The organism is Streptosporangium brasiliense (assembly GCF_030811595.1).
Classification (GTDB): domain Bacteria; phylum Actinomycetota; class Actinomycetes; order Streptosporangiales; family Streptosporangiaceae; genus Streptosporangium; species Streptosporangium brasiliense.
In genome coordinates this window covers 4,588,742-4,600,206 of record NZ_JAUSRB010000002.1, presented here as the reverse complement: position 1 = coordinate 4,600,206, position 11,465 = coordinate 4,588,742, and the positions used below count along the sequence as shown (strand labels likewise).

Sequence of the window (11,465 nt, the reverse complement as noted above, 5' to 3'; positions counted from 1 at the left end):
GCCCAGCCTGCCACGGAGGACCGACATTCCCGATCAGACGAGCGAGATGACGACCTCGTCCTCGAGCGGGGGTTCGATCTCCTGCGGCAGGCATCCGGTGGCGGCGAAGCAGCGGATCTTCAGGGTCTGCGGCGTCACGGAGACGTGCAGGAAGCTCTTGAAGAACGGCGGGGTGTCCCAGTCCGACAGCTCCGACAGGTAGCGGTGGAAGAACCTGCCCACCGGCAGCCGGAACGGCATCGGCCAGCCGCCGAGGATCCGCGCCGCCCACCGCATCCGCCGCGTGATGGGCACGGGCGGGACGTCCCGGACCGGGGTGTTGCCGATCCACCGCGACATCAGCGTCGCGCTCTGTGCCGGCGTGAGGTAGAGCCAGCGCATGCGCAGCCGGTCGCTGTAGAGCTTGCTGTAGAACGACAGCGAGTCGCCGCGCAGCGGGTAGCACCTGTAGTCGTCCTCGTCCACGCCGCCCACCGTGACCCTGGGGGTGGTGTGGGTGGCGTGCATGAAGGCCCCGGAGCCCCCCGCCACGACGTACTGGATCGTCCGGTCGCCGGCCCTGACCGGGAAACGCTGGTAGTTGTGCACGTCGCCGCCTATCGCCGCGACGTAGTTGTGCGCGGGATCGGTGACGATGTCGTCGATCGTGCCGCCGCCCTCGAGCTTGGAGGGCTTGTACTCGTTGCGGGTGTAGATGGGCTTGCCGGTGATCAGCACCTTGGGCCGGGGATCGCGCGATACCTCGCGCAGCCACCGCGCCTGCTCCCGGTCCAGCGTGCTGTGGATGCCGGTGTCCACGCCCACGATGAGCAGTCCGGGCGTCTCCATCACCCAGTACGGTCCGGGCTGCACGGCCTGCTGCCCGGGCCGCGCCCGGCGCTCGCGCGCCCTGGCCAGCCCGGCCTCGTCGATCTTCTCCGGCCGGCGCCACAGCAGCCCGCGCAGCCCGGAGGGCGTCAGCCTGAACCCCTCCCGCTCCGCCTTCAGCGCCGGGGCGTCGCAGAAGACGCGCATGAAGCCGCCGAGCCCGTCGTACCAGTCGTGGTTGCCGGGGACCGCGTAGATCGGCGCCGGATAGTCCTTGTAGGGGCGGAAGAACTTGTCGTCGTACTCGTTGCCGGACCCCGTGGGGTAGATCACGTCGCTGGCGATGACGGCGAAGGCGGTGCCGGCGCCGAGCTTGAGCATCCCGGGGACCACGGCGTACTGCGAGGCGTCGCCCTCCCCCGTGTCGCCGAGGACGAGGAAGGAGAACTCCGGCCCGACGTCCACCGGGATCCGGAAGGAGGGGTCGACGCCCCGCTCCCGCTGGGAGGCCACCCAGCGGGCCCGGACCTGGCCCGAGGGGTCGCCGAACAGGCCCGCGAGGATCTCGTTCCTCGACTTCCAGACGGTGCGCGGGCTGAGCCAGGTGAAGCTCTCCGCGTTGGGCCGCAGCTCCTTGAAGGCGCCGATCTCGACGCAGTCCCAGCCCGCCCCCTCCTCCGAGACCCGGGAGGAGACCTCACGCCCGCGTTCCGCGGCCTGCCCGACATCGACCATGACCATATCTTGGCGTTGATCTTACGAAGTCGCACCCGTTCCCCGAGACGTGCCCCGTCCCGGATCCGCCCGCGCGCCCTCGGGAGATCGATCATCGCGGCGGGGGCGTCCCGGACCGGCTCTGGAATATGGTTCTACCGTGTACGCCTACTGGGAGACCGTCGCGACCAGGTGGAAGGACAACGACGTCTACGGACACGTCAACAACGCCGTCCACTACTCGCTGATGGACACCGTGATCAACACCTGGCTCGTCAGGACCGCGGGCCTGGACATCCACGACGGCGACGCCATCGGCCTGTGCGTGGAGTCGCACTGCGTCTACAAGGCGTCGGTCTCCTTCCCCGAACCCATCCGGGTCGGCCTGCGGGTCGGGCACCTGGGCCGCTCCAGCGTCCGCTACGAGCTCGGCCTGTTCCGCGAGGACGGCGAGACGGTCGTGGCCGAGGGCCACTTCGTCCACGTGTTCGTGGACCGGGAGACCCGGCGGCCCGCCGGGATCCCGGGACCGCTGCGCGAGGCCATGGGAGAACTGGTGATCGGGGACGACCTCCCGCGTCCACTGTGACCGGCGTACGGCGCCGCCCCGCCGAGGACCTCCGCCCGGCACCGCGGCCGGAACCCACCCGGCCCGATGCCTTTACGTTGTAGATTCAAATCAGCCGCCCGCCCGGCGGCGGGGACTAGCCGACCAGCACACCGGGGTTGAGGATGCCCTGGGGGTCGAGCCTGCCCTTGATCCCCCGCAGGATCTCCACGCCCAGGTCGCCGATCTCGGCGGCGTAGGCCTCCCGGTGGTCGCGGCCGACGCCGTGGTGGTGGGAGATCGTGCCCCCGGCCGCGACGATCGCCTCGCAGGCCGACCGCTTGGCCGCCTCCCACTGCGCGAGGGGGTCGCCGCTCTGCGCCGTGACGACGGTGAAGTAGAGCGAGGCGCCCGTGCCGTACACGTGGGAGACGTGGCACATCACCAGCGGAGAGCCGAGCGAGGCGTGCAGCGCCATCCGTACGGCGTCGTAGAGCCGGGGGAGGTTGGACCAGAACCCGGCCGTCTCCAGCGTCTCCACGGTGGCCCCCGCCGCGAGCAGCGAGTCGCGCAGGTAGGGCGCCGCGTAGCGGCCGTGGGCCCAGGACTCCCCCGGGCCGGGCCCGAGATAGACGCCGCCGCACTCCGACAGCACCGCCGCGGCGCTCTCGCGCCGGCCGGCCACCTCCGAGGAGCCCTCGTGACCCGCGATGACCAGGCAGCCCGCGTCGGCCGCCAGGCCGCCGAGCTCCCCCGGCCTGGCCAGGCCGACCATCGTCTCGGTCTCGTCGGACAGCCGCAGGACGGTGGGCAGCGGGCCCTCCTGGGCGAGCCGGCGCAGCGCGGCCGAACCCGCCGCGAACGACGCGAACCGCCAGCCCTCGTAGACCCGCTCGGCGGGGGCCCGCCGTACGCGCAGCCGCAGGGAGGTGATCACCCCGAACGAGCCCTCGGAGCCGAGGATCACCTGGCGCAGGTCGGGGCCCGCGGCGGACTTGGGGGCGCGGCCGAGGTCGAGGGTGCCCCGGGGGGTGGCCACGGTCAGCCCGACGACCATGTCGTCGAAACGGCCGTATCCCGCCGACGCCTGGCCGCTGGAGCGGGCCGCGGCGAAGCCGCCCAGCGTGGCGTACTCGAACGACTGGGGGAAATGGCCCAGCGTGAGCCCGTGCCCGGCGAGGAGCTGCTCGGCCTGGGGGGCGCGCAGCCCCGGCTCGAACTCGGCCACCATCGACTCGGTGTCCACCGAGACCAGCCGGTTCAGCCGGGCCAGGTCGAGGGCGACGACCCCGGCGAAGCCCTGCCGGGCGGCCACCAGGCCGCCCACCACCGAGGTGCCCCCGCCGAAGGGGACCACCGCGACCCGGTGCGCGGCGCAGGTCCGCAGCAGGTCGAGCACCTCCTCGTGCGAACCGGGCAGCACCACGGCGTCGGGGGCGTCGGAGCCGTCGCCCGCGCGCATGCGGATCAGGTCGGGAGTGGACTTGCCCCGGGTGTGCCGGATGCGGGCGTCGTCGTCGAAGCGGACATGGTCGGCGCCGACGACTCCGCGCAGCTCGGTGAGGACGAGCGGGGAGAGCGCCACGGCGGGCAGCCGGACCTCGCCGAAGCTGGCGGCCGGGGTCGCCGGCGCGCGCACGCCCAGCATGTCCTGGAGCAGCTTGCGGACCGGCTCCGGCAGGTCGGTGGCCTTGGCGGGGTCGCCCCAGCCGGACCAGAGCATGGGTTCGGCGGCGGTCGTCGGAGTTTCCACCTCTACACTGTGACACATGACGTCTATCCGTCACAATGCGACCATGGGCAGCGACGCGGTCCTCGACGCCGCCCGCGAGATGGTGCTCGCGGTCGGGGTGCGGCGGACCACGCTCACCGACGTGGCGCGCCGGGCCGGGCTGTCCCGGATGACGATCTACCGCCGCTGGCCCGACGTGCGCGGCCTCGTCGCCGACCTGATGACCCGTGAGTGGGTGCTCGTCGCGAGCCGGTTCGCCACCGAGGACCCGGTCACCGCGGCGGTCGGGGTGGTCCGGGAGCTGCGCGACCATCCCCTCTGGCGCAAGATCGTCGAAGTGGACCCCGAACTGCTCCTGCCGTACCTGCTCCGGCGCAGGGGCTCCAGCCACGAGGCCATGCTCGCGCTCGTCGGGTCGGCGATCGCGCGAGGCCAGGAGCTGGGCACCGTACGGCCCGGCGACCCCGGGGCGCTGGCCGGCGCCGTGGTGCTGACCGCCCAGTCGTTCCTGCTGTCCGGCCCGACCATGCTCGGCCCCCTCACCCAGGAGGCCCTGGACGCCGAGCTCACCACGCTCCTGGAGAGGTACCTGCGCCCGTGAACTCCTCCCTCAACGCCGCCCGCCGCTCGCGCGAACTCGCCGAGGCCGCGGACCTCGTGGTGGACGTGCTGGTGGTCGGGCTGGGCGCCACCGGCGCCGGGGCGGCGCTCGACGCCGCCTCCCGCGGCCTGTCCGTGGCCGCGATCGACGCCCACGACCTGGCGTTCGGCACCTCCAGGTGGAGTTCCAAGATGATCCACGGCGGGCTCCGCTACCTGGCCAAGGGCCAGGTGGGGGTGGCGCACGAGAGCGCGGTGGAGCGCGGCGTCCTGCTCCGGCACACCGCCCCGCACCTGGTGCGGGCCCAGCCGTACCTGCTGCCGCTGACCCCCGCGGTCTCCGGCGGCCAGGCCGCGACGATGATGGCCGGCTACCGGCTCGGCGACGGGCTGCGGATGGCCGCGCGCACGCCCCGCCGCCTCCTCCCCGGCCCGTCCCGGATCTCCGCGGGGCGGGCCCGGTCCCTCGCCGCGCCGCTGAGCCCGCACGGCCTGCGCGGTGCCCTGCTGTCGTGGGACGGGCGCCTGGCCGACGACGCCCGGCTGGTGGTCGCCCTGGCCAGGACGGCCGCCTCGCACGGGGCCAGGATCCTGACCCGCTGCCGGGCGTTGGAGCTGACCGGGGGCGGGGCGCGGGTCCGCGACGAGCTCACCGGCGGCACCTTCACCATCCGGGCCAGGGCCGTGGTCAACGCCACCGGGGTCTGGGCCGCCCAGCTCGATCCGGCCATCCCGTTGCGCCCCTCGCGCGGCACCCATCTCGTGCTCCGGCCGCAGACCCTCCCCGGGCTCAGGGCCGGGCTGCACGTGCCGATCCCGGGGGAGAGCAACCGGTTCGTCCTGGTGCTCCCCCAGCCGGACGGCCGGGTCTACGTCGGGCTCACCGACGAGCCGGTGCGGGGACCGGTCCCCGACGTCCCGCAGGCGCCCGAGGAGGACGTGACGTTCCTGCTCGGGGTGCTCAACTCGGTGCTGGAGGTGGCGCTCAGGCGGGAGGAGGTGGCCGGGACCTACGCCGGGCTGCGCCCGCTGCTCGGCGGCGAGGGGCGCACCGCCGACCTGTCCAGGAGGCACGCGCTGCTGACCTCCCCGGACGGGGTCGTCACGGTCGTGGGCGGCAAGCTGACCACCTACCGGCGGATGGCCCAGGACGCGGTCGACCGGGCCGTGTCGCTGCGGGGCCTGGCCGCCGGCCCGAGCCGTACGGCGCGGCTGCCCCTGGCCGGGTTCACCGCGGCGGGCGCCGGGGCCGGGGACCGGCTGGCGGAGCGGTACGGGAGCGAGGCGGCGGCGGTGCGGGCGCTGACGGCGGAGGATCCCGCGCTGGCCGAGCCGCTGCCGACCGGGATCACCCGGGCCGAGCTGGTCTGGGCCGTCAGGCACGAGGGCGCGCTGGACGTCGACGACCTGCTCGACCGCCGGACCCGGATCGGCCTGGTCCCCGGGGACCGCGCGGCGGCCCTGCCCGCCGCGCGGGCGGCGCTGGCGTACTGAGGGCGGCGGGCCGCCCGGTCCGCCGGGGTGGCGCCGGCGCCCCGGCGGGCGGGCTTTTCGGTCCGCCCACTGCCGCGGACGGGCTTTTCAGTCCGCCTGACCAGCTTTTTCGGTCCGCCTATTGACAAAGACGCGTTGACGCCTGTTGAGACCGGCCTATTGACGGGGACCCTCCGCAGGCCCTATGGCTCCACCCGGACCGCCCGCCTCCGGAGCCCCGGACGTCACATCTCCGCCAGCATTAGGTTAGTCTTACCTAAGTCGAGATAGGAGGGGTGCGCGGTGGCCACGGGGGGCGTTTCGAGCATGGCGGCCAGGAGCTGCGCGCACCCTCAGGGATGCCACTCGGGCGACCTGCCCGTCCTCGCCAGCGCGACGGTGGGCGCCCGGTTCTGGCTGCTCATCGAGCACTCCGGCCCCTGGGCCTCCCATCTGGAGGACTGCCGGCTCCCCGAGGACGTACACACTCTTATCAAACGGGCCACGAGCCTCGGCATCCGGCCCCAGCTCATCCGCCGCCCGGGGCGCCGGATCCCCTACAGGAACGGCATTCACGTCATGGTCGCCGACTCCACGGCGGCCGAGCCGTGGCTCGCCGAAGGCGTCATCGCAGGTCCGGACGATCTTGACATGGACGCTCTGGTGGCCGGAGTGGTCCCGGAGTCCTGCATACTTGTGAGTGAGCCGGTTTTTCTGGTCTGCACGCATGCCAAGCGCAACGCGTGCTGCGCCCGCATTGGACTACCCCTCGCTCGTTCTCTGGCCGAAGTTTTGCCGGACAGAGTATGGGAAACATCACATGTTGGCGGCGATCGATACGCCGCCAACCTCGTGTGCTTGCCACACGGGCTTTACTACGGCAGCATGTCTCAGGCTGCTGCGGTCGCGGCAGCGAATGCGTACCGGTCCGGCGAGGTCATCCTCGACCGTTTCCGGGGACGCGCAGGCATCCCTGAGCCATTGCAAGCCGTCGAGCATTTCGTCCGCTCCCACACGGGCGAGCTCTCGGTCGGCGGAGTGGCCGTGGAGTCCTCCAGGTCGGACGGCGACACCACCGAGGCTTTCGTGCGCGGTAGTGCCGCTCGTTTTCGGGTAGTGGTTGAACCCATGACGCTAACAACGCCATGTGGTACGGCTTGTGCCGACACGATCACCACCTATCGGCTGGTCGCGCTGGACAGGCTCGCGCCTGTGCGGTACGCCACGTCCGCCCTCACCTGACCTGAGGGAACATCACGGCCTATCCAGGCGTTGGACACAGGGACGCCATAAACGTCCAATGCGGCATCAACCCGAAATACCCTCACTAAAAGGTGGTTTTCTCATGTCTCAGGTACGTCGGCAGACCGCCCGGCCTCGGCCCAGCTGGGGCTGGCAGGATGACGCCGCGTGCCGGGGCGAGGACCTCGTGCTCTTCTTCGGTCCCGACGGCGAGCGTCAGCCTGAGCGCGACATTCGCGAGCGTAAGGCCAAGGCCATCTGCGCCCAGTGTCCCGTACGCGCCGAATGCCTCGACTACGCGCTGTCCCGTCCGGAGAAGTACGGCACCTGGGGCGGTCTGAACGAGGACGAGCGCGCCTCCGAGCGTCGCCGTCGCATGCGCCGCGCCGCCAGCGCCGGCATCAGCGCCGTCGCCTGAGCAGCACCTCCACCCGGCTCTCCCCTCGCGTGTGATCTCGCTGATTCCCCTGCGAGATCACACGTTGTTGTGTATGGTCAGGGTGTTTCGCGGGCCGATCCGCCGATCACGGCCGGTCCGCCGGGGAACACCCGTCGGGGAGGCCGCCATACGCACCACACCGTGGCCGCCTCCCGGACGACTGCCTGCAGCTCCTATCACTGTAAGCCATCATCGACCGCCCGCAGACGGCTCAGCCCTGCGGGGGGACCCCCGGGATGTCCCGCCGGCCACGTGAGGGCAGCGGCTTGACCTGGGGGGCGGAGCAGCTGGGACAGCTGCGGTCCGCCCACGGCGCGGTGGTGACGATCCCCTGCCTGCGCCACACGACCGGCCGGCCGTCATCGGCATGGCACGCCTCGTAGATGTCCTCCCAGACGTGCAGGCAGCGCAGGCACTGGAAGTCCCAGGCCTCGGTGACCTCGTGAATCTCTCGCATGAACTATCTCCTCGCATGGATGTCGTGCTGATCCGGACGGCGGGCCGCCGGACCTATATGCGAGAGATGCTCAGCAGGATCAGCCGATCGGGCTCGGCCTGCGCCGTGGCCGGGGAGCCCCCGGCCATGGCGCCGCGGGCCGGCTGTCCGGCCGCGGGCGGGACCGCTCCCCAGGTCCCCGGTGTCGCGGTCCCTCTGAGCTGCGTGCGCGGTTCGCGCTTGCCCTGGGTGTGACGGGTGACGGGTGCGGCGGGGACGTCGTCGGCGGGCGGCGCGTCACCCGCGACGACCTCGGCGGCCATCCCCGCGGGCAGCCCGAGAACGTCCGAGTGCCAGCCCAGACAGAGCCCGAGGCAGATGAGGATCGCGATCCACGGAGCCGCCCAGCGGCACCGGGACGACCTCCGTCCGCCCGAGTCTGCGATCACACCTAAAGGTTTGCCTACTCACAGTAGTCAAAACCCTACTCTTGGTAAGAGTAGTCGGGTCGCCGGGAACGCGACCGTCGCCGGGCCGGCGAAACGGTGCGGAACGTGGCGGACCGGCGCCGGGCGCGTCCGTCCCCGGCACCGGAGGGCGCCCCGGCCCGGCCCGTGCCATCACGGGCCGGGCCGGGGCGCCCGGCCGTCACGGCCGGTTCCGGCCTGGCTTCCGCATCTCCTTGTGGATGATCTTCCACCTGTTCTGCAGCTCCTTGCGGAGCCGGGCGTCGCTCCTGGAGGCCATCCAGGCGGCCTCGCGCTGGAGCTTGTTCCAGCTCTCCAGCCGCCGCTCGGGCAGCGTGCCGTCCTCGATCGCGGCGATCACCGCGCAGCCGGGCTCGCTGTCGTGCCGGCAGTCGGCGAACCTGCACCGCCCGGCGAGGTCCTCGATGTCGGAGAAGACCATGTCCACGCCCTCGCCCATGTCGTACAGGCCGACGCGGCGGATGCCGGGCGTGTCGATGATGAGGCCGCCCCCCTGGAGCGGGATCAGCTCGCGGTGCACCGTGGTGTGGCGCCCCCGGCCGTCACCGGCCCTGACCTGCTGGGTCTCCATCACCGCCGTCCCCGCCAGAGCGTTGACCAGCGTGGACTTGCCGGCGCCCGAGGCGCCGAGCACCACGGCGGTGCGCGTCCCCTCCAGGTAGCCGCGCACGATCTCGACCCCCTCGCCGGTGAGGGAGCAGATCGGGTGCACGTCCACCCCGGGCGCCGCCGTGGCGACCTCCTCCATCAGGTAGTCGAGGCCCTCGCCGATGAGGTCGGACTTGGTGATGAGGACCACCGGCAGGCCGCCGCTCTCCCAGGCCAGCGCGAGCAGTCGCTCGATCCGGCTCAGGTCGGCGGTGTCGGTGGCGTGCAGGGCGGGCTCGGCGACGAACACGACGTCGACGTTCGCGGCGAGCACCTGCCCCTGTGAGTCGCCGGACAGGCCGCCCCGGGAGAGCCTGCCGACACCGCCGCGGACGAAGGCGGTACGGCGGGGCAGCAGCGTCTCCAGCTCGAAGCGGCCCTCCGGGAGCCGGCGGATACCGGCCCAGTCCCCCACGCAGGGCAGGGCGACAGGGTCGGCGGCGGCGGCCCGCCGTACCTGGGCGCTGTAGTGGGCCTGTGCGTGACCGTCGGCGGACAGCACTTCGGCGGCGCCGCGGTCGACGCGGGCCACCCGGGCGGGGATCAGGCCGGCCGGCAGTTCGGCGGCGAGAGAGTCGTCCCAGCCGAGCGGGGACAGTGCGGACAGACCAGAAATGACTGGCGATGACAACGTGGGTACACCCTTTGTGGAAGCCGGGCGCCCCTGCGTGAAGTGGCTAGGCGGGCACCCGGAGGTTGACGGATGGCAGGCTCGTCACAACGACCCGCATAGTCCTCACCTCCCGTGTCTGCGGCCATCTGTCTGCCAAATGGCGTCTTCGGCTGAAGATTAGCGCAGGTCCCCCCATTCCACGCAACCCATTAACCACGCGTCTCACCCTCGCGCCGCGGCCGGGGCCGCCGTACGGCCCGCGGGTGCCCCGCCCCGGCGGCCCGTACGGCGGGCGCGCCCGTGAGAAGGCCCCGGGACCCGACGGGTCCCGGGGCCTTCCCGACGCGGATCAGGTCACAGGCCCGGGGCCGGGAAGTGCGAGGTCAGCTCCGTGACCTCGCCGTGGACCCGGGTGATGACGTGCTTGGCCTCGTCCTCGTCCTTGGCCAGGGCGGTGACGACCTGGTCGATCCAGGCGCCGATCTGGCGCATCTCGGCCACGCCCATGCCCCGGCTGGTCACGCCGGCGGTGCCGATGCGGATGCCCGACGGGTCGAACGGCTTGCGCGTGTCGAAGGGCACGGTGTTGTAGTTGGTCTCCAGGCCGGCCTTGTCCAGGGCCTGGGCGGCGGGCTTGCCGCCGATGCCCTTCGGGGTCAGGTCGAGCAGGATGAGGTGGTTGTCGGTGCCACCGGAGACCAGGTCGAAGCCGCGGCCGTTGAGCTCCTCGGCCAGCGCCTGGGCGTTCATGACGACCTGGCGGGCGTAGTCCTTGAAGTCGTCGGTCGCCGCCTCCTTCAGCGCCACCGCGATGGCCGCGGTGGTGTGGTTGTGCGGGCCGCCCTGCAGACCCGGGAAGACGGCCTTGTTGAGCGCGGTGGCGTGCTCGTCGGAGGTGGCCATGAGCATCGCGCCGCGGGGACCGCGCAGGGTCTTGTGCGTGGTGGTGGAGATGACGTCCGCGTGGCCGACCGGCGACGGGTGGGCGCCACCGGCCACCAGGCCGGCGATGTGCGCGATGTCGGCGGCCAGCACCGCGCCGACCTCACGGGCGATCTCGGCGAAGGCCGGGAAGTCGATCGTGCGCGGGATCGCGGTGCCGCCGCAGAAGATCAGCTTGGGCCGCTCGCGGAGGGCGATCTCGCGGACCTCGTCCATGTCGACGCGGCCGGTGTCCTGGCGCACGCCGTAGCGGACCGGGTTGAACCACTTGCCGGTGGCCGAGACCGACCAGCCGTGGGTGAGGTGGCCGCCGAAGGGCAGGCCCATCCCCATCACGGTGTCGCCCGGCTGCAGGAAGGCGAGGTAGATGGCGAGGTTGGCGGGCGAGCCCGAGTAGGGCTGGACGTTGGCGTGGTTGACGCCGAACAGGGACTTGGCCCGCTCGATTGCCAGGGACTCGACCTGGTCGATGACCTGCTGGCCCTCGTAGTAACGCTTGCCCGGATAGCCCTCGGAGTATTTGTTGGTGAGGACGGTGCCGGTGGCCTCCAGGACGGCCTTGGAGACGTAGTTCTCCGAGGCGATCAGTTTGACGGTGTCGGCCTGACGGCGCTCCTCCGCCCTGATGAGCTCGGCGATCTGCGGATCGACACTGGAAAGAGAACTCATGGGGCCTTCACTCCTCTGTCGTCGTTGACGTCGCGAAGACCCAGGCGCACGGCCTTCGCCATTACGCTCCCCGGTGGTCCCTCCCACCCAATGCGCCAGTCGCGTCTTAGACGAT

11 protein-coding genes and 1 riboswitch are annotated in these 11,465 nt (G+C 72.1%); of the genes, 5 read left to right on the top strand and 6 right to left on the bottom strand.

Translation table 11 applies throughout. From position 1 onward, the window contains the following. Positions 1 to 33: 33 nt before the first annotated feature. The gene (locus tag J2S55_RS29725; RefSeq protein ID WP_306867766.1) at positions 34 to 1,542 is read right to left on the bottom strand and encodes a metallophosphoesterase family protein; all 1,509 of its coding nucleotides are present in this window, start codon (positions 1,540 to 1,542) and stop codon (positions 34 to 36) included. A gap of 139 nt (positions 1,543 to 1,681) precedes the next feature. Here J2S55_RS29725 and J2S55_RS29720 point away from each other — a divergent pair, with 139 nt between their 5' ends. After that, positions 1,682 to 2,110 carry an acyl-CoA thioesterase gene (locus tag J2S55_RS29720; protein WP_306867764.1) on the top strand — a complete coding sequence of 143 codons (429 nt, stop codon included), beginning with the start codon at positions 1,682 to 1,684 and terminating at the stop codon, positions 2,108 to 2,110. Between the two features lie 115 nt (positions 2,111 to 2,225). Here J2S55_RS29720 and J2S55_RS29715 read toward each other — a convergent pair whose 3' ends face one another. Then, on the bottom strand, positions 2,226 to 3,791 hold the full coding sequence (locus tag J2S55_RS29715; protein WP_306875620.1) for an FAD-binding oxidoreductase: 1,566 nt from the start codon (positions 3,789 to 3,791) through the stop codon (positions 2,226 to 2,228). A 46-nt stretch (positions 3,792 to 3,837) separates the two neighbouring features. On the opposite strand from J2S55_RS29715, the gene J2S55_RS29710 reads away from it, so the two are divergent. The 4 genes from J2S55_RS29710 to J2S55_RS29695 all read left to right on the top strand — a co-directional run bounded on the left by J2S55_RS29710 (position 3,838) and on the right by J2S55_RS29695 (position 7,533). After that, the gene (locus J2S55_RS29710; RefSeq protein ID WP_306867762.1) at positions 3,838 to 4,401 is read left to right on the top strand and encodes a TetR/AcrR family transcriptional regulator; all 564 of its coding nucleotides are present in this window, start codon (positions 3,838 to 3,840) and stop codon (positions 4,399 to 4,401) included. Further along, a complete protein-coding gene (locus J2S55_RS29705; protein ID WP_306867760.1) occupies positions 4,398 to 5,894 on the top strand; it encodes a glycerol-3-phosphate dehydrogenase/oxidase in 1,497 nt (498 codons plus the stop codon). Before J2S55_RS29710 ends, J2S55_RS29705 begins: the two co-directional genes overlap by 4 nt. Positions 5,895 to 6,452: 558 nt before the next feature. Further along, the gene (locus J2S55_RS29700; protein WP_306867758.1) at positions 6,453 to 7,115 is read left to right on the top strand and encodes a sucrase ferredoxin; all 663 of its coding nucleotides are present in this window, start codon (positions 6,453 to 6,455) and stop codon (positions 7,113 to 7,115) included. Between the two features lie 103 nt (positions 7,116 to 7,218). Next, positions 7,219 to 7,533 (top strand): WhiB family transcriptional regulator, encoded by a 315-nt coding sequence (locus J2S55_RS29695; protein ID WP_012893126.1) that lies wholly within the window; start codon positions 7,219 to 7,221, stop codon positions 7,531 to 7,533. A 232-nt stretch (positions 7,534 to 7,765) separates the two neighbouring features. Here J2S55_RS29695 and J2S55_RS29690 read toward each other — a convergent pair whose 3' ends face one another. From J2S55_RS29690 to glyA, 4 genes are all read right to left on the bottom strand, one after another. Next, positions 7,766 to 8,011 (bottom strand): hypothetical protein, encoded by a 246-nt coding sequence (locus J2S55_RS29690; protein ID WP_306867753.1) that lies wholly within the window; start codon positions 8,009 to 8,011, stop codon positions 7,766 to 7,768. Positions 8,012 to 8,064: 53 nt separating this feature from the next. Continuing rightward, positions 8,065 to 8,439, bottom strand: coding sequence for a hypothetical protein (locus J2S55_RS29685; protein WP_306867751.1), 375 nt, complete (start codon positions 8,437 to 8,439; stop codon positions 8,065 to 8,067). 199 nt (positions 8,440 to 8,638) lie between these two features. Next, a complete protein-coding gene (rsgA, locus tag J2S55_RS29680; protein ID WP_306867750.1) occupies positions 8,639 to 9,757 on the bottom strand; it encodes a ribosome small subunit-dependent GTPase A in 1,119 nt (372 codons plus the stop codon). A 336-nt stretch (positions 9,758 to 10,093) separates the two neighbouring features. Further along, the gene (gene glyA / locus J2S55_RS29675) at positions 10,094 to 11,350 is read right to left on the bottom strand and encodes a serine hydroxymethyltransferase (protein ID WP_306867749.1); all 1,257 of its coding nucleotides are present in this window, start codon (positions 11,348 to 11,350) and stop codon (positions 10,094 to 10,096) included. Between the two features lie 31 nt (positions 11,351 to 11,381). Beyond that, positions 11,382 to 11,463, bottom strand: a riboswitch (ZMP/ZTP riboswitch). Positions 11,464 to 11,465: the final 2 nt, after the last annotated feature.

Coding starts and splice junctions, on each gene's coding strand:
- J2S55_RS29690 (WP_306867753.1), bottom strand. CDS start 8,011: ATGCGAGAGATTCACGAGGTCACCGAGGCCTGGGACTTCCAGTGCCTG.
- J2S55_RS29695 (WP_012893126.1), top strand. CDS start 7,219: ATGTCTCAGGTACGTCGGCAGACCGCCCGGCCTCGGCCCAGCTGGGGC.
- J2S55_RS29710 (WP_306867762.1), top strand. CDS start 3,838: ATGACGTCTATCCGTCACAATGCGACCATGGGCAGCGACGCGGTCCTC.
- J2S55_RS29715 (WP_306875620.1), bottom strand. CDS start 3,791: ATGCTCTGGTCCGGCTGGGGCGACCCCGCCAAGGCCACCGACCTGCCG.
- glyA (WP_306867749.1), bottom strand. CDS start 11,350: ATGAGTTCTCTTTCCAGTGTCGATCCGCAGATCGCCGAGCTCATCAGG.
- J2S55_RS29700 (WP_306867758.1), top strand. CDS start 6,453: ATGGTCGCCGACTCCACGGCGGCCGAGCCGTGGCTCGCCGAAGGCGTC.
- J2S55_RS29725 (WP_306867766.1), bottom strand. CDS start 1,542: ATGGTCGATGTCGGGCAGGCCGCGGAACGCGGGCGTGAGGTCTCCTCC.